The sequence below is a fragment of the Neotamlana nanhaiensis genome (genome assembly GCF_000943555.1).
In the GTDB taxonomy this organism is placed as follows: domain Bacteria; phylum Bacteroidota; class Bacteroidia; order Flavobacteriales; family Flavobacteriaceae; genus Neotamlana; species Neotamlana nanhaiensis.
Map to the genome: position 1 here is coordinate 124,687 of NZ_JTDV01000002.1, position 17,653 is coordinate 142,339.

General features: G+C 37.1%; 12 protein-coding genes, 1 tRNA gene and 1 pseudogene. 5 read left to right on the forward strand and 9 right to left on the reverse strand.

Annotation, left to right across the window (positions count from 1 at the left end):
- Window positions 1–156: 156 nt before the first annotated feature.
- Window positions 157–981: a carcinine hydrolase/isopenicillin-N N-acyltransferase family protein gene (locus PK35_RS03770; RefSeq protein ID WP_044625362.1), complete on the forward strand. Its 825-nt coding sequence runs from the start codon at window positions 157–159 to the stop codon at window positions 979–981.
- A 230-nt stretch (window positions 982–1,211) separates the two neighbouring features.
- On the opposite strand, the gene pth is transcribed toward PK35_RS03770, so the two are convergent.
- From pth to PK35_RS03785, 3 genes are all read right to left on the reverse strand, one after another.
- Window positions 1,212–1,838 (reverse strand): aminoacyl-tRNA hydrolase, encoded by a 627-nt coding sequence (gene pth, locus PK35_RS03775; RefSeq protein WP_044625659.1) that lies wholly within the window; start codon window positions 1,836–1,838, stop codon window positions 1,212–1,214.
- 86 nt (window positions 1,839–1,924) lie between these two features.
- Window positions 1,925–2,539, reverse strand: a complete 615-nt coding sequence (locus tag PK35_RS03780; protein ID WP_044625363.1) for a 50S ribosomal protein L25/general stress protein Ctc — start codon at window positions 2,537–2,539, stop codon at window positions 1,925–1,927.
- Window positions 2,540–2,563: 24 nt separating this feature from the next.
- Entirely contained in the window at window positions 2,564–3,505 is a 942-nt protein-coding gene (locus PK35_RS03785; protein WP_044625364.1) for a ribose-phosphate pyrophosphokinase, read from the reverse strand.
- A 173-nt stretch (window positions 3,506–3,678) separates the two neighbouring features.
- On the opposite strand from PK35_RS03785, the gene PK35_RS03790 reads away from it, so the two are divergent.
- From PK35_RS03790 to PK35_RS03800, 4 genes and pseudogenes are all read left to right on the forward strand, one after another.
- Window positions 3,679–3,760: transfer RNA gene (locus tag PK35_RS03790), tRNA-Leu, on the forward strand.
- 281 nt (window positions 3,761–4,041) lie between these two features.
- Window positions 4,042–4,332 carry a hypothetical protein gene (locus tag PK35_RS03795; RefSeq protein ID WP_202903808.1) on the forward strand — a complete coding sequence of 97 codons (291 nt, stop codon included), beginning with the start codon at window positions 4,042–4,044 and terminating at the stop codon, window positions 4,330–4,332.
- Complete coding sequence (locus PK35_RS18020; protein ID WP_414629295.1) at window positions 4,260–4,469, forward strand: cellulase family glycosylhydrolase; 210 nt, start codon at window positions 4,260–4,262, stop codon at window positions 4,467–4,469. Before PK35_RS03795 ends, PK35_RS18020 begins: the two co-directional genes overlap by 73 nt.
- Window positions 4,445–5,245 (forward strand): annotated as a pseudogene (locus PK35_RS03800) (glycoside hydrolase family 3 C-terminal domain-containing protein); the annotation flags it as partial. The gene PK35_RS18020 and the pseudogene PK35_RS03800, both read left to right, overlap by 25 nt.
- A gap of 83 nt (window positions 5,246–5,328) precedes the next feature.
- Here PK35_RS03800 and lhpI read toward each other — a convergent pair.
- The 6 genes from lhpI to PK35_RS03830 form a co-directional block, all read right to left on the reverse strand.
- Window positions 5,329–6,300, reverse strand: coding sequence for a bifunctional Delta(1)-pyrroline-2-carboxylate/Delta(1)-piperideine-2-carboxylate reductase (lhpI, locus tag PK35_RS03805; protein WP_082048517.1), 972 nt, complete (start codon window positions 6,298–6,300; stop codon window positions 5,329–5,331).
- Window positions 6,301–6,494: 194 nt separating this feature from the next.
- The gene (locus PK35_RS03810; protein WP_044625366.1) at window positions 6,495–9,185 is read right to left on the reverse strand and encodes a DUF5695 domain-containing protein; all 2,691 of its coding nucleotides are present in this window, start codon (window positions 9,183–9,185) and stop codon (window positions 6,495–6,497) included.
- A 22-nt stretch (window positions 9,186–9,207) separates the two neighbouring features.
- The gene (locus tag PK35_RS03815; RefSeq protein WP_044625367.1) at window positions 9,208–10,902 is read right to left on the reverse strand and encodes a DUF885 family protein; all 1,695 of its coding nucleotides are present in this window, start codon (window positions 10,900–10,902) and stop codon (window positions 9,208–9,210) included.
- A 25-nt stretch (window positions 10,903–10,927) separates the two neighbouring features.
- Complete coding sequence (locus PK35_RS03820; RefSeq protein WP_044625368.1) at window positions 10,928–13,969, reverse strand: beta-L-arabinofuranosidase domain-containing protein; 3,042 nt, start codon at window positions 13,967–13,969, stop codon at window positions 10,928–10,930.
- A gap of 37 nt (window positions 13,970–14,006) precedes the next feature.
- The gene (locus PK35_RS03825; RefSeq protein ID WP_044625369.1) at window positions 14,007–16,259 is read right to left on the reverse strand and encodes a S9 family peptidase; all 2,253 of its coding nucleotides are present in this window, start codon (window positions 16,257–16,259) and stop codon (window positions 14,007–14,009) included.
- A 135-nt stretch (window positions 16,260–16,394) separates the two neighbouring features.
- A complete protein-coding gene (locus PK35_RS03830; protein WP_044625370.1) occupies window positions 16,395–17,609 on the reverse strand; it encodes a M24 family metallopeptidase in 1,215 nt (404 codons plus the stop codon).
- Window positions 17,610–17,653 lie beyond the last annotated feature (44 nt).

Genomic DNA, 17,653 nt, shown 5'->3' on the forward strand with positions numbered 1-17,653 from the left:
CCTGCTGAAGTTCACCTAAATCAAAACTTGAATTACAAATCATACAGAAAAAATAATGTAAATTTACATCAACTAACAATCTAAAAACTTCAAAATTGTTACCAAAAAAAGAGTCAGCCTATATCAGTATAATACAAGAAACAAAACGAATGAGGAATGAAAAGATTTAGATTAATACTGATAATGTTCTTGGGAATTTTAATGATACCCGAAATATCAACAGCCTGTTCGGTACTTTATTACATTGATTCAGCAACAGGGAAAATATATGCTGTTAATAGTGAAGACTACTTTTTGGACGTGGATGCATACATTCAAATTGAACCAAAGTCAAAGAACAAATTTGCAAGATTATGGTACGGATGGGACAAATTCGCCCAAGGAGGCATTAATGAAGAAGGTCTATTTTTTGATGCTGCCATTACACCTGAACAACAGAAAATCAAAGGGTACGGAAACCCAAAAAATAACTTGGGAGACAAAATTTTAGCAAATTGCTCAACAGTTGACGAAGCATTGAAATTTTTAGAAAGAGAGAAAATAGCGTTGAACAAAAGCCATATGATGTTCGGAGATAAAACAGGAAAAGCAGTTGTAGTAGAATGGGTAGATGGCAAAAGAAAACTTCATTGGATTAAGGATAACAAATTGATTATAACCAATTTTCTCTTGTCTGAACCAGAAGCAGGCAATTATCCTTGCTATCGGTATGAGAGCATTGAAAACAGGATTTCGGAACTTGAAGATAGTGGAAAGGAAATCAACCTTTTAAAGATTGGAAATACTTTCGGACAAGCTGGACAACCTGCAAGAGAACTTGAGAACGGAAGAAGTGGAGGAACAGTTTATACCTCATTTATTGATATTACGGACAACAAATTTTTTCTTTCATATAAATTGAGTAATAAAAATGTAATTAAACTTGATTTGAACAAGGAGTTTGCCAAATCAAAACGACAGAAAATTGAACTTAAGGAATAACAACGAACTGCCAACAATGGCTATTAGTAATTGCTTGTTCTCGCCTATTTCTGAAAATCCTCGCGGATTTTCAGTTTGGTGTGTATTTGCAAAGTTAAGTGCTAAACCTCACAACAAATCCATAACTAAACACGTTGGCTAACATTTGAATAATCTTGGTAATTAATGAGAAACAGGTCGTATAAAAAAGTATTAGCCAACCAAAGCAATAAGTAATTACACCTTCTCCACTACTTACCATTAAAAGCATTCATAGTGTTATTTACACCAGCTAAACCAAAAGATTTTATAAGCTCTACAGATTTTTCAAGGCGTTCAGGTAGTTGGTTTGTTTCTTCGTTGGTCCAGTCTCCTAAAACGTAATCTACTTGTCGGCCTTTGTTAAAAGCATCGCTAATTCCAAATCTAAAACGGTTGTATTTGGTTGTATTTAACTTAGCTTGAATATCCTTTAAACCATTATGTCCGCCATCGCTTCCTTTGGTTTTTAAACGGATGCTACCAAAAGGCAAGTTTAAATCGTCGGTAATAACCAGTACGTTTTCTAACGGAATTTTTTCTTGTGTTTGCCAGTACAACACAGCTTTTCCGCTTAAATTCATAAAAGTATTTGGCTTTAAAAAAATAAAGGTTCTACCTTTTAATTTATAGGTGGTAACATCGCCTAACTTTTTAGTTTCGAAGGTTAAATCTTCTTGTTTTGCAAAATAGTCTAAAACTTTAAAACCGATATTATGACGTGTATTCTCGTATTTATCGCCAATATTTCCTAAACCAACAATTAAAAACTTTTTCATAGGATTTGTTTCTTCTATGTAATTTTTTCTTCGGAATAATTTATACAAAAACTGAAGCATAAAAACGTTTTTGTAAAAATAAAAAAGCATTCCGAATCTGTAAAATTTCGATTCGGAATGCTTTAAATTTTAAATAAATATTGCGCTTATTCTGCAGCAGTAGCTTCAGCCTCTGCTCCTTCAGCTTCATCTTCTTCATCATCTGTAGCAACAGCGTTTCTAGAAGTTTTAACTTGAGTAACAACTGTGTTATCAGAATGTAAAAGAGTGTAATCTTCGGTTCTAATAGCACCAACATAAATTTTATCACCAATTTTTAATGGTGTAATATCTATCTCGATAAAATCTGGTAAGTTAGCTGGTAAAGCTTTTACACGAAGTTTTCTTAAGTTTCTTCTTAATACACCACCATTTTTAACACCACGAGAGTTACCTACTAATTGTACAGGAATATCTAAAGCAATTTCTTTGTCATCAAATAACTGATAGAAATCTACGTGTAAAATTCTGTCGGTTACTGGGTGAAATTGAATGTCTTGTAGTACAGCGTTTAAAGTTGTACCGTTTTCTAGCTCAATCACAACTGTATGCGCATTTGGTGTGTATACAAGTTTAGAGAAAGCCAATTCTGGTGCAGAGAAATGCACTGGCTTGTCTCCTCCGTATAATACGCAAGGAACCTGACCAGCATTACGTAAGGCTTTTGTTGCTTTTTTGCCCACGCTTTCTCTTTGAGATCCATTGATTGTAATTGATTTCATTTTCTATTTATATTAATTATTAAATTACATTAAAAATTTTGATGATATAGACTGGTTGTTGTGAACCTTATCCATAACATCGGCAAATAATTCGGCACAGCTTAACACTCTAACCTTATCGCTTAAAGGTTTTACTGGAATAGAATCTGTTACTATTAACTCTTCTAATTTCGAATTATTTAATCTTTCATAAGCATCGCCCGACAATAATGGGTGTGTACAAATAGCTCTAACGCTTAATGCACCGCGTTCCATCATTAAATCTGCAGCTTTTGTTAAGGTTCCTGCGGTATCTACCATATCATCAACCAGCACCACATTTTTTCCTGTAACATCACCAATTAATTCCATGTGTGAAATTACGTTGGCTTTTGCACGTTGCTTATAACAAATAACAACATCGCTTTTTAAGGCTTTTGCATACGAATATGCCCTTTTAGAACCTCCCATATCTGGCGATGCCATTGTTAAATTTTCAAGATTTAAGCTTTCTAAATAAGGTAGAAAAATAGTTGAAGCAAATAAATGATCAACTGGTTTTTCAAAAAACCCTTGAATTTGGTCAGCATGTAAATCCATCGTTATAATACGCGTTGCTCCTGCTGCTTCAAGCATTTTAGCCACCAATTTTGCCGCAATGGGCACTCTTGGTTTATCTTTTCTGTCTTGTCTTGCCCAACCAAAGTAAGGAAGCACTGCAGTAATATGTCTTGCAGACGAGCGTTTGGCTGCATCAATCATTAACAACATTTCCATTAGGTTTTCAGGCCCAGGATTGGTAGAACCTATAATAAAAATACGTGTACCACGAATAGATTCTTCGTACGATGGTTGAAACTCGCCATCGCTATAGGTTGATGTTATTACATTTCCTAATTCGGCACCAAATGCCTTAGCTATTTTTTCGCCTAAGACTTTACTTTGCTTACAAGCAAAAATTTTGGCTTCGGTTATAACAATAGGCATAGTTAACTTGTTGTTTTAGAGTGAGCAAACACTGCGTTATTTTTAACGAGGTGCAAATTTATACATTTATTTTAACCTAAAAAGTATTTAGATGGGATTTTTAACCGAAATATGAAAAATATACTTATTTTTGCTGACCAAATACCAATAGAATGTTTTAAAAACATGACTATGCTCAAGTGGCGGAATTGGTAGACGCGCTGGATTCAAAATCCAGTTTCTTCGGAAGTGTGGGTTCGATTCCCACCTTGAGTACAGATAAAATCCGTAATTCATTTATTTTAAAATGATTACGGATTTTTATTTTAAAAACGTGCCAACATTTAGCCCACACTCCACCATTTTATAGTTTGCACGTGTACGTCTTATGTGTTTTATAAAACCAATCACGACTCGCAATCCTTCAAACTTATACTATATTGTCATTCACATTTACAAATTAATCAATCCGTCATTTTTATTTTCAAATTAGTCAATAATAAAATAAATTGCTTCAAATTACATTATACCCAAAAAACAACACTAAATAATAACATATGACTAATTTTAAAGGGAAATTAATGACAGGTATTTGTATTTTACTAATAAATATTAGTTTTTCCCAAACCGAATTAGAACGAATATCCGTTAAGGGCAATAATTTTGTAACTCCAAATGGAGAAACTATTGTTTTTCGTGGTTTAAACACCAGTGTTCCTGATAAATTAGAATCGCAAAGCCAATGGAACAAAGCTTATTTTGAAGAAATAAAGGCATGGGCGCTAACATTGTTAGATTCCCTTTACACCCAACCGCATGGACAAAACGTGGTAAAGAAAACTATTTAAAATTATTAGATGATGGTATAAAATGGGCTACCGAACTTCATTTATACGTTATTATCGATTGGCACAGCATTGGCAACTTACAAACCGAAATGTACGATACCACTTTGGAACAGCTAAAAACGCCGATGCTGTTGTGATAGTTTTAGGTGAAAACGGATTGCAATCGGGTGAAGCTCGAAGCAGAACAAATTTACAATTACCCAGTTTACAACAAGAACTTCTTGAGGCTGTTTACAAAGTAAATCCTAATATCGTTTTAGTATTAAACAACGGACGACCGCTCGCCATCACTTGGGCAGACCAACACATTCCCGCCATTGTTGAAGCATGGCATTTAGGTACTGAAGCTGGTAACGCCATAGCGCAAGTGCTTTACGGCGACTACAACCCAAGCGCCAAATTACCAATGACGTTTCCCCGCAACGTTGGTCAAGTTCCTATTTACTATAATTACAAAAACACAGGAAGACCAACTAACAAAGACAACAATGTATTTTGGTCGCATTATTCCGATGTGGAAAAAACACCGCTGTATCCGTTCGGACACGGTTTAAGTTACGCCACTTTTGAATATTCCAACCTTAAACTTAACAGAAATACCTTCGCTATAGGCGACGACATAAAAGTTTCCGTCAACTTAAAAAACACAGGTAAATTGTTAGGTAAGGAAGTTATTCAACTTTATATTAGAGATTTCTACGGAAGTGTAACGTGTCCCGTTAAAGAGCTAAAAGGTTTTGAATTGGTCGGCCTAAATCCAGGCGAAACAAAAACGATTTCATTCACATTAAACTAAGAACAACTTGGTTTTTACGACAATAATGGAAATTTCATTGTTGAACCAGGTGATTTTAAAGTCTTTGTAGGCGGAAGTTCTGAAACAAGTCTAGAAGCAGATTTTGAATTGCATTGATAAGTAGTTTGCAATTAACTTTTCACAATTAATAGTTACGTCTCCTCAAGTGATTCTGAGGCACGAAGGATTGTATCGAGAACTTATAAATCAGAATTACCTTTAGTTAAATTAAAAAAGTAAGATGCGGCAACCAAATCTTCTAAAGCATGACCAACCGATTTAAAAAAGGTAATACTATCGTTGTTTGTTCTGCCTTGTTTTTTGTTGGTACAAAGCTCAAATAAATCGGCTTTTATGGTCTCTTTTTCCAAAACACCTGTGTTTAACGGAATAACAATATCGCCGCTTTCTTTCAATCCGCCTTGGTAAGTGTCGATATAAATTTCTGATTTTTTAACTGCCTCATTATCGGCTTCTCTGGTGTCTTTTTTGTAAGCGCCAACCAAATCTAAATGCTGACCGTCCTGCAACCATTCGCCTTTAATTAATGGTGTAGGTGATAATGTAGCTGTTGAAATGATATCAACGTCCTTAACCTTTTCTTCAATAGATTTTATTGGAGTACATGAAAATGATTCATCTTTCAGTGCATTGCAAATACTTTGGGCTTTTTCAAAATCACGTCCCCAAACATACACCGTTTCTATTGGGCGAACCGCAGCATGCGCTTTTATTAAATTGATAGATAAAGCACCTGTACCAATCATTAATAGTGAACGTGAATCGGTTCTCGACAAAAAACTACTTGCTAAAGCTGAAGCTGCTGCAGTGCGTTTTGCCGTTAAAGATTTGGCTTCTAAAATAGCTTTAATGTTACCTTTATTCCCATCTAAAAACAAATACATCCCTTGAATAGCAGGCATATTGTAAACACCGTTATTAGGGCTCACCGTTACTATTTTTATCCCCAACTCCTTTCCAGGATTGAATGCTGGCATGAGTAATAATGTAGAATCGATATCTTGAACTGGGTTTGGGTAATCGTGATGATGGCGCATTGGCACTAAAAGATCGGGGTTCGCAAAACCCACTTTTAAGGCGCTGATAAGTTCACTAAAGTTGCAATGCGCTTCAATAAAAGCATCGGTAATGTATGGTAGTGTGGTGTTCATGGTTTTGTTTTAAAAAGTATCCCCAAGAATATAACATGTCTTGGGGATAATTAGGGATTGATTGCTATAGAAAAAGTTCTGTTAAATTTGTGTTCAATCTATTTTTTGCGTCAAATTCAGCGCGATATAATTCCAATTGAAATATCGCTTTTCTTTCGACTGCGCTCAAGATGACAAGCCTCTTCTTTTTTTACTTACAGTTTTATAGTCATCGATTTCTTTTCTAAAGGAATTTTATAAGTGCCTCTTTCTTTTGTATATGGCAATGTAATATCATCATTGTTTACACGTAAATAAGCATTTGGTGTAAATTCCGTTTTTCCGTTAAGGGTAACTGTAATTGCTTCGGTTTTGGTATTGTAACTCACTTCGCTAAACGTACCAGCATCAAGTGTTAACCACAATTTCTTAGGAGCAATATACACTTTCGATTTGGCAGCAGTTGTTAATTCAACCGTTACAACATCATCTTTTGTACTTAAATTTCCGCCAAAGGCTAACCAACCAAAATCATCGGTTTTGGTAATGTATGTTGCGGTATTCACAGCGTAACCGTAAAATCCAGAACCGTAATCGCCCGATAAATAATCGATGCGCAAAGTTGAAGGATACGAGTGAAACGCTGCAGGACCAAAGCCATCTTCAGTGATGTTAGAAATACCACCTAGAAGTCCGCCATAACCAACTTTTAATAAGTAGAAATTATCGGGAGTTTCTCTAAATTGTTTCAATACTGGAATAGCGTTTAAAGACGATCCATAATGGTGAATTTGACGCTCTACACGCGATAATTTTCCGCCGTAAAGGAAATCCCAATAACGACGCGCATTACCGTTATATGCCCAATGCGGCATTGTTGGCATGTAAGCTAAAATAGCTCGAAGTGTTACCCAGGCTTTTCTGCGGTAACCAAAATAGTTAGACCACATATACACTTCTTCTTGTCCGGTAGAATCCCAAGGCATTTCACTACCAAAAGGATATTCTAGTGCATCCCAATGGTCGGCACGTTTTTTCATTCTGGCTTCTAAATCGGTAGCCATATCGTTGAATTTTTCGGTTTGTAAATCTTTCAAAATATATAAGAAAACCGAGCCTTCCATTTGTCCGAATTGCGCATAATAAGGCGCTTGCTCAACCATAGCAACACTTGTATGATAAGCTTGCTCTAAATACCAGTCCCAAGGTTTGTTATCTACTAAACCTTCGTTGTAACGCGCCAAACGATACATCACCCAATAAGCCGCTGCCACGTGTGGGTAGTTATAAGATCTTCCTGGGTCGTTGGCATGTTTATGATCCCAAGCTGCCCAAGTTTTATAGTTAATATCGTCGCTATAAGTGCCTTTAGGTAACGAGTCTGGCTCGTAGTAAAACACACTTTTTTTAACGCCGTATTTGTGTTTACCTTCGCTGTATTGAATATTACCCCAAAGCGTACTATCGATAAAAGTTTGCAGTTTGTTAATTTCGGCTTTGTCGGGTTGAATTAGCTGTTTCATAATAGCCGCTAACCAACCGCCAGCGCCACCTTCATCACTTAAACCAGCAACCCAAGCGCGACTGTCTTGTGTAAGTTGTTTTTTGGTTTCGTAGTCGTAACTAATTACCGAAGGATTTCTTTTAAAAATAGGATCTGGTTGGTCGAACCATTGTTCTGTAGTTAAGAAATGCCCAAAGTCTTTTACAACTTCTGTTTCCGATTTTATAATCTTATAATTAATAGTTTGCTTTAAGCCATTTTTATAGGTGATGGTTACGCGAGAACGTCCCCATTTTTTACCTTCAACGGTATATTTTTTAGCACCTTTTTCGGTCGAGCCATTTTCTTTTATTTTTAAAGCACCTTTTGGTTCAATCTCGATGGAAGCCACATCGCTGTTATAGTCAATGAATAATTGTGCTTCGGTATCTAACGGCACCACATAACCAGGAATTCCTGTGGTTACAGGCTTGTTTTCTTCTTTGAGTGTATTTTGAATGTCTTCAATACCTTTTGAAGGTACTAGTTTTAACGAAAAGTTTTTGGTTTCGTTAGGTTGAAGCGTTAACGAGGTTGGTTTGTTCCATGGTGTTACGCCTTGCCATTCGTTATCGGCATAAGCCTTACTATAAACCATCCATTCGTGAAAACCTTCAAACACAATACTTCTTGGAGTTGGGTCGTCGTTTAATGGTCTGTAAGCTTCAAAAGCCATATTTTCTTCAGGTAACACCAAAAGTGCAGGCCCACGACCATTAAGGCGTTTTACTTCTAAATAACCCGCATCTAAACCTATATACGGATCGAAAAATACGTTTTGAGCATGTGTTTCGGTTAATGATTTTCCTTCTAAAATATTATTGAAAATCATAGGAATTCCTAAAGCTCCAATTTCTACAGCTGTAGCTAAAGTGTTGCTGATTTCAAAACGCAATACCAATTGCTCATTTACAATTTCGTAGTAACGTTTTATAGTTACAGGAATATCTGAAGGTAGCGTGTTTGCTAAATTTGCCGCTGCAATAACATTACCTGAAACTTCTAAAGGTGTTACTTCGCTACGCTTGGTCGCTGTTGAATAGCTGGTCCAGTCGCCATCGCCAGTTTTTAATCGCAAATTGATATCACCCAAATGGTATAAACCATCTTTATCACGAATTTCTAAACGATCGCTAGGAGTAAAATCGAATTTTAAATCATCAATAGGTTTTAAACCAGCCACGGTTTGTGAAGCACGCACTAACTTTAATTGAAAGTGCGGTGTGTTAAACTTTTGGTACACGTTAGCAATACCCAAAGTAGATTCTTTTTCTTCAATGCGACTCCAATAGCCTTGAGCTTGTATTTGCAACCCGATAAAAAGGGTAATTATAAAGGGTAAGTTGTTTTTTAGTCGTTTCATTTTTAGTTTTTTTCGGAACGGATTATTTAAAATCGGTTGAGAATTTCCAGTTTGTTTTAGCGTCTTTTTTTATAGGTAAATCTTGAATTACAGAACGTAATATTTCAATAGGCATCATGTTTTCTTGCATCACGCGGTCGTGAAATTGCTTTTCTGTCCAACCTTTGGCCAACATTTCATTTCGTAAGGCATAAAATTGTAAACCACCCGTCATATAAGCTAATTGGTATAATGGAGGCGTGTAGCTTGTTGCGAACGAGCGGCGTACTTCGGCTTCGGCATTTGCATATTCGTGGCCAACTTCGTTTACCAACATATCGATACATTGTTGCGGTGTCCATTCACCTAATTGATATTTTAATGAGAAAATAATACGCGCACAACGGTGAATTCTCCAAAATAACATACCCATTTTTTGCTCAGGTGTTTGCGCAAAATCTTTGTTCCATAGCACAATTTCCCAGTAAAGCGCCCAACCTTCCATCCAGAAAGGTGTGCTAAATACTCTTCGGTAACTTTTATGTCTGTTATTCATAAAATATTGCAAGTTGTGACCTGGATGTAATTCGTGTTGTACGGTAGGAAATGAAAAGTTAGGGTTATTACCTCGCATACTCATCATCTTGTCTTCGTAACTCATATCTACAGTTGGATACGAAATACTAATTTCCCAACCACCAGTAAAAAACGGATTCACCTTTTGGCGCTCAGGCGTCATCATAATCATGCCCCAAGTTTCTTTTGCTAAATCTGGAATAGTAATGAGGTCTCTGTCTTCAATAAATTTTACGCTATGATCGTAAAGATCTTTAATAGCTTGCGGTTGTTTACCTGGTTCTACATAGGTATCTTTTACGTGTTCTAAAGCAGCTTTCCAATCGGTACCAAAGCCCATTTCTTTCGAGGCTTTAATCATTTCTTCTTTACACCAATCGAACTGTTTTTCGGCAGTAGCAATTAATTCTTCAGGTGAATATGGAATAAATTCAAACTCCAAATCTTTCACCAAAGCATCACGACCAACAGGCTTACCAATAATGCCCGAACCGTCGTCTTTTATGCTGTTTTCAGAATAATTTTCAGTTAAAAAACTACGATACAATTTTAAGGCATCGTCTAATTCCGCGTAAGCGTCTTTAACCCACCATGTAAATTCTGGATCGTATTTATAATAAAACTCGAAAGCTTCTTTTAAGCTACGTTGTAACGATGAAATGACGCGAGACGCTTTATCGGCAACAATCCAATTTTCAAAAGGTGTTTTTTTTAGGGCTTCGGTTTTTGCCGCAATGGTATTTTTTATACTGTTGAAATATCCAGCAAGCGTTTTAGAATCGGGTTGTTTACCACGACGTCGCTCTTTTATAAACGTGTACAATGGCGTAGCAAAATCGGCTACATGAGCCACATCTTTATAAGCCTTATAGTTATTTTTTAACTGATAAATTTCACGCTTAATTTCGTTGTTAAGCAACACGTAATCGGCTTTTCCTTCGGTGCTTAATGCTTTAAAATCGATAGCTTTAAGTTCCTTTTGATAGCGCTCGTAAAAGGTGAAGAATCTGCTGTAATATTCCTCCGATTCTCTTACGCTATAAGTACCTTCCAAAGCGCGTTTATCGGCGCTGTAAGTGTTAATAACATCAATTAATTCGCTCGCATTACTTATAAACATGCAGGATACAATTAAAATTAAGGTGGTTATATTTTTTTTCATGGTGTTGTGTTGCTGATTAATTGAACTATTTTAGGGTAACATCTAAATAAACCGAATGACGCCCATAAGAATCGTAGAACGGTTTGTACGTGACACCATCAATGGTGAACTCTAAATTTTCTGGGTTACCAGTTATGCTTTCATTTAAGTTTTTAGCATCAAGCGTTACTTTGCGCCATTCTTTTCTTGGCTCGTCTTCTTGAGCTGCTAAAAGTATTGGACCGTAAAATAAACTCGCTATATTTTGCTGATCCATGATAGGTTGTAAATGAAACTGGAATGGTATTTTTAAATCGATAACATCGCCCTTTTTCCATTTGCATTTTAAGGTTAAATAGGTACCAGGAACGGCATTTACTTTTTGCGTTTTTCCGTTTATTTTAACAGTAAAACCATTAGTTGCCCAATGTGGTACACGTACTTTTACGCTAAATTTACCTTTGCCGTTAATGGTTAGGCGTGTTTCGTCTTCCTTAGGAAATGCGGTAGTTTGTACCACTTGTACTTTACGTTCGCGCCAGTTTAAGGTTGAAGGCACATACAAGTTTACATAAAGTGTATTGTTGTCGTCGCTTTTAAAATAAATAGAGTTTTGAAACTTGGTACTACTCTCTATTGCGGTACCGTTACAACAAGTGAACCCAGTCATGTTTGGATTACCAAATTGCTTAATAGAGCTCGGTCTTAACGGTACGTGATAAGTGTTTGCAGGACTATCTTCGGCAACCGAAGCTAAAATATGGTTGTAAAGTCCTTGCTCATAGTAATCCATTAACTCGGTGCGTTGCTCGAATAAGAATAAATTACGACTCAACTTAAGCATGTTATACGTTGCGCAGGTTTCGTTTTGTCCGCCTGCAGATAATCCGTTTTCGTATAATGTTGAAGGTTCTTTTGTAAAACACTCGGCATTTGCAGGGTTTCTGGCACCAGCAACACCACCAATACTGTACATATAATCGTTTGTGGTCATGTACCAAAAATTATCGGCTACATGAAAATATTCTGGTGAATTGGTATCGCGGTACATTTCTAAAGCACCCATGATTTGTGGGATATGTTGATTCGCATGTAAACCACGGAAGGTATCTACATTTTTAGCTAAACCATGTGAATGGTTGGCGTCGCCAAAAAATACTTTAATATTGTCGAAAAGTTGCGCCACTTCTAAGTAGCTCGAATCGTTTGTAATACGGTATAAACGTGCCATAGCTTCGTTCATGCCACCAAACTCGCCTGCAATGTAGCGGTTCCACATGCTAATAAGTGTTTCGGTTGGTAGTTGACTTAAACGTGCGTGTACCCAAGTACCCATGCCTTTAGCCACATCTAAAGCTTTTTGGTTACCACTTACTTCGTAAATATCCATTAAGCCTGCTAAAATTTTATGAAGCGTGTAGTAAGGCGCCCAAACCTGTGTTTTTTGTCCGCCGTAAGTCGCACCAGCTTCTAGCATGATGAATTGATCTGGTGGATAAGCACTGATGAATCCTTTACCCCAATTCCAGTAATCGGTACGGATACCTTCATCACTTAAATCGGAATCGAAAGCCGTTTTATTTGGTCCGAAAGGCACTTTTGTAGGATCGGAAACATGCGCACCTCCCGAAGTTTTAGGATTTCCAGATAACTCCGATAAGGTGTACAATGTATTCACCATATAATCCATTTTATCGGCAAAGTTTTGCTTAAGTGCTTTGTCGTAACCCGTGCTTGCATACGCTTGAGCGATAGCTGTTAAATAATGCCCTGTAGCATGACCACGTAATTTAGTTTCTTGCGAATCCCAAACACCTAGCGGTTTTGCGCCATCCGGTTGTGGTTGTCCAAAGGCATTTCTAAACATGTATAAGAAGGCATCAGGATTGGTTTCGGCAAGTGTATTTACAAATTTATCGCGGTTTTCTATAAATTTTGATTGATGCCCGTGTGTGTCACTGTCTAAAGAAACATCTTCTAAATTGAAGGCTTCAAGAGCACGATTAGGTGTACTCGTTTCGGTTGAAGCTTTTACCGTAACAATGGCTTTTGGTGTTATGTTTGAACCTGAAATTTTTCCCGTTACGGTGTATTCGCCTGCTTTTAAAGTTGCACTATTATCGGTTGGTGCTGGCCAAATAATACGCACTTCAGGACCTGGAACGCCATTGCTGTAAGTAGCAGGCAAGGTTCTTGGTAAACGCGGTAAATGTCCTAATGCAGTTTCAACTTGCACATCTTCAACCGCAGTTAAAAACTGATTGTAAAGTTGTGGCGTATCTTCCGCGAAAGCGTGCAAATTATCATTCTCGTTATGGCGCTCGTTAACTTGATTCTCCATGCCTAAAGCATTAAAGAAAATACGACGTACTTGACGATTGCTTAACGCAATACGGTACACGCGAAAATCGTGTAAATTGGCATCTAATGAACCACCATTATCGGCGATAGATTTACCAATGTAAAGTTCGTTGTTCCCGTTTGAGGTGTTGAATAACTTTTCTAATTCTAACTCATCAATTTTTGTCTCTGAAAGGCGTTTTCCGTTGATGTAAGTGGTGAAGGTTTCATCGGCAATATCGATGGTTACTGCGAAATGATTCCAACGGTCGGCCACTAAACCTTCGGAAGTTGTTTTAAAAGTACCTTCGGTTTCTGAAACGATATCAGATTGAATGCCTTTTCCTGAATTAGTTGTACTGATGTACACATGCGACTTGCTGCTTTTTCCGAAGTCGAAAATAACCTGATTATCGGCATTCGATTTTAACCAAATCCAACCTGTAATACTTAACGATTCTACGCTGTTTAGAGTCTGACTTGGTATAGAAATATAGGCTTTGCTTTTTGCAGGAAGCACTAAAGCGCTTTTAAATAGTTTGTCTTTTACAAACTCGGTAGTTGCATTTTTTATTTCGGCATGTAGATTATTTCTAGACCAATCTTTGGTGTTTTCGTCAAACACATAACGTGCAATTAATCCTGTTTCGCCAATACCATCTAAAATTTGATCGCCTTCTTGCGCTACGGCAGTCGCAAAACTATAGAGTGTTAAAAGGGCAAAAACAAATAACTTATTCAGTTTCATACGTGATTTTCTTTAGTAATTATTAGTGTTGTGTTTTTTAGTTATAAATGTCTTTCCATGATGGCGGTGTAACGTCTAGCAAGTGCTTTACAAAAAAGTCTTTACGTTTGCGCTCTCCAAAATCGCCACCCGCAGAATGCCCCATACCTGGAATGGTAACGAGCTCAAAATCTTTTTTAGCTTTAATTAAAGCATCTGCAAATTGCATGGTTGTTGCGGGATCTACGTTATCGTCAACCTCACCAAGAATAAGCATCAAGTTGCCTTCCATTTGTGCGGCGTTTTCAATGTTTGAACATTCGGCGTAATGCGGCCCAATTGGGTAACCCATAAATTGCTCGTTCCACCACATTTTATCCATACGGTTGTCGTGGCAGCCACAAGACGCTACGGCTACATCGTAAAAATCGGAATTAAAAACAAGAGCGGCTCCGGCGTTTTGTCCGCCAGCAGACGTACCGTGAATACCCACTTTATCAACATTCATGTACGGGTATTTTTTGGCTGCGGCTTTCATCCATAATTTTCTATCAGGAAAACCACCATCTTTTAGGTTTTGCCAACAGATATCGTGAAAGGCTTTTGAGCGATTTGAAGTTCCCATACCATCAATTTGCACCACAATAAAACCTAATTCTGCTAATGCAGACATGGACCAGTAATAAGCGTGAAAATCTTTAGGCACAAAAGAATCGTGCGGACCTGCGTAAATGTATTCTATTATTGGGTAGCTGCGGTTTTCATCGAATGTTGTTGGGCGCACAATCATGCCCCAAATATCGGTTTTACCATCGCGTCCTTTTGCTGTAAATACTTCTGGAGCAATCCAACCTGTATTTACTAAGGCACTATGGTCGCCTTTTTGTAAATCGATTAAAGTTTTAGCATTTTTAGTCGATTTTAAAACGGTAACAGCAGGCATGTCTACACGTGAATATTGATCGATGTAATAGCTGTAATCATCAGAAAATGTCAATGAGTGATTACCGTTTTCGCTAGTTAAACGCTGCATTTTTTTACCGTCGAAACCAACTTTACAATAGTGAATAAAGTACGGATCTTGGTTTTTATCTAATCCGCTTGCGGTAAAATAAATTTCTTGATTTTTTTCATCTACATGAACAACTTTTCTAACCACCCAATCCCCTTTGGTTAACTGTTTTTTTACAGTGCCATCGTTGTTGTACAGGTAAATATGATTCCAGCCATCGCGCTCTGATGTCCATACAATGGATTCGCCATCATAAACATCGTAACGGTATTTTTTGCTGCTGTAATCAATAAAAGTTTTGCTTATTTCGTTAATTAAAACGTTAACCTTTCCGGTGTTGGCATCGACTTCAATAATTTTATAAGCTTGATGTCCGCGCTGGTTATACTCGAAAGTAAAAGCGCTACTGTTTTTGCGCCAATCGATACGGTTTAAGCTATACTGACTACTAAATTCTGAAGTTGGAATACTGATGTGTTTTTTGCTTTCAACATGGAAGAGTTGCGGACTTTTAAACGGCAATTCGTCACCTGGTTTTAAGTAATCGCGCTTTTGTAAAATAGGTTGAAGCTGATCTTTTGGGCTTGATTCTACAAAGTAAATTTCGCGTTCGTCGCCTGGTTTTACTTTGTAAGCCATGATTTTTTTTCCATCTGGCGACCATTTAATATACGAAGAGTAATAGTTGCCTTTGCTACCATCGTAACTTAATTGGGTTTCTTCGTTCGTTTTTTGATTTTTTATGTAAAGATTGTGGTTTTTAATGTATGCCACAATGCTTTTATCGGGTGATTCTACGGGATCGCCTTGGGTTTCGTCAAATCGATTTCCCCAGTAACCACGACCACGACCGCGATTATTGTTTGATACGGTATCGAGCACCGTGATTTTATAATCGTTTAAATTACAACTTAGTTGAAGGTTTTTAAACTTAAACTTCAAGGTGTTGCTATCTTTATTTAAATCTAAATCACTTAAATTTAATTTATTAGCATCAGCATTGTTTTCGGTAACACTGCTAATAGCTTCGGCCATTTTGCTATGATCGAAAAAGATATTTTGGGTGTTTGTATTGGCATCAACACGATAGTAAACATCACCAGTTTTTGCATTGTTAACATACCAAAGGGTGTTGTTTGGCATCCAATGAAAACGAGATGGTGTATTAAACACTTTGTCTCGAAAAAGTGAATCGACCGCAAGCGCCTTTTTGTATTCTTTTAAAGTTCCTTGGCTAAATGAAGAAAAATAGCAAAGAAAAGCTGTTAATGTAATTAATTTGATTGATGTTAGCTTCATAGTTTTGAAATATCAATAAAAGTAGATATTAAAACGAAAGACTAACCTCGTAATGTTAGCTAATACTAATATTATATTAACCTTAACTAAAAGTTAACAGCGAATAAACAGATATTTTAATATTATAAGATCTTATTAATACCCAAACGGGTTTTCAATACTATGTGCAGGTTGGGTAAACCATTTTGGACCATCTTTGGTGATATAAACATGATCTTCTAAACGAATTCCAAAATCGTCAGGCACAACAAGCATGGGTTCTATACTGTAGCAAAATCCAGATTGCAATGGCGTGTTGTTTTCTTTTACGATATACGGATATTCGTGAATATTCAGTCCAATACCATGACCTGTACGGTGTGGTAATCCTGGTAAATTATAATCGGGACCTAAACCATGCGATTCAATGTTTTGTCTTGCCGCAGTATCTACATCATGGCAGGTGTTTTCTATCTGAGAGGCATCAAAGGCTGCAAATTGCGCTTCTTTTTCAACGTCCCAAATTCTACGTTGATAATCGGTTGGTGTACCAAAACTGTAAGTTCTCGTAATATCTGAGATGTAATTATGCATAGAACAACCTGTATCGACTAAAACAATGTCGTTTTCTTCTAACGGTTTTGGGTTTTTCACACCATGCGGAAACGAGGTGTCTTTACCAAAAAGCACAATGCAAAAATAAGAACCCGATGCAACGCCGAAACGCTTGTGCGCTTCATGAATAAAATCGGTTACTTCTTTAGCTGTAATACCAACTTTTAATATTCTGGCAGCGGCTTTTTGCACTTCAAGCGTGATTTCCATTAAGGACTTTATGATACTAATCTCCGCTTCAGACTTTACCATTCTGCATGCTGAAATAATTGACTTTCCATTACCTAAAGTTTCAGGTGAGATGGCATCTGAAATACCTTCATATATAAAAAATGGCGTAGATTCATCAATTAAAATGGAACCTGCTCCAGTAGCTTCAGTTTCAATAATGGAAGCGAAAAGTTTAAACGGGCTTTCGTGTTCTTCCCAGCAATGGATAGCGCCTTCAATAACCATAAAATCTTTAATGGTGCCTTTTTCAAAATGTGGCGCAATGTAATGCACATCGCCGTTACTTAATAAAATAGCGCCCACCATACGCTCGCTTGGGTGCCATTGCATACCTGTAAAATAGAATAAGTTTGTACCCGCGTTTAAGTATAAAGCCTTAACATTTTGTGCTTGCATTAAATCGCAAGCTTTTTTAATGCGGGCTTCGTACTCGGTGTTTTGAATAGGTTGAATATGTTGTACTGTTGGTTGTATAGCGTTTAACTCATCTTGAATGGTTGAGCCTCCTATTCCAAATTTACTCATGGTGTTATTATTTTGTAATTAAAGGGTAAAGTGATGCAAAGGTA

What these genes read in the sequence shown, in the direction of transcription:
- PK35_RS03770 (WP_044625362.1), top strand. Translation starts at nt 157, where the DNA reads ATGAAAAGATTTAGATTAATACTGATAATGTTCTTGGGAATTTTAATG.
- pth (WP_044625659.1), bottom strand. Translation starts at nt 1,838, where the DNA reads ATGCTTCAGTTTTTGTATAAATTATTCCGAAGAAAAAATTACATAGAA.
- PK35_RS03780 (WP_044625363.1), bottom strand. Translation starts at nt 2,539, where the DNA reads ATGAAATCAATTACAATCAATGGATCTCAAAGAGAAAGCGTGGGCAAA.
- PK35_RS03785 (WP_044625364.1), bottom strand. Translation starts at nt 3,505, where the DNA reads ATGCCTATTGTTATAACCGAAGCCAAAATTTTTGCTTGTAAGCAAAGT.
- PK35_RS03795 (WP_202903808.1), top strand. Translation starts at nt 4,042, where the DNA reads ATGACTAATTTTAAAGGGAAATTAATGACAGGTATTTGTATTTTACTA.
- PK35_RS18020 (WP_414629295.1), top strand. Translation starts at nt 4,260, where the DNA reads ATGGGCGCTAACATTGTTAGATTCCCTTTACACCCAACCGCATGGACA.
- lhpI (WP_082048517.1), bottom strand. Translation starts at nt 6,300, where the DNA reads ATGAACACCACACTACCATACATTACCGATGCTTTTATTGAAGCGCAT.
- PK35_RS03810 (WP_044625366.1), bottom strand. Translation starts at nt 9,185, where the DNA reads ATGAAACGACTAAAAAACAACTTACCCTTTATAATTACCCTTTTTATC.
- PK35_RS03815 (WP_044625367.1), bottom strand. Translation starts at nt 10,902, where the DNA reads ATGAAAAAAAATATAACCACCTTAATTTTAATTGTATCCTGCATGTTT.
- PK35_RS03820 (WP_044625368.1), bottom strand. Translation starts at nt 13,969, where the DNA reads ATGAAACTGAATAAGTTATTTGTTTTTGCCCTTTTAACACTCTATAGT.
- PK35_RS03825 (WP_044625369.1), bottom strand. Translation starts at nt 16,259, where the DNA reads ATGAAGCTAACATCAATCAAATTAATTACATTAACAGCTTTTCTTTGC.
- PK35_RS03830 (WP_044625370.1), bottom strand. Translation starts at nt 17,609, where the DNA reads ATGAGTAAATTTGGAATAGGAGGCTCAACCATTCAAGATGAGTTAAAC.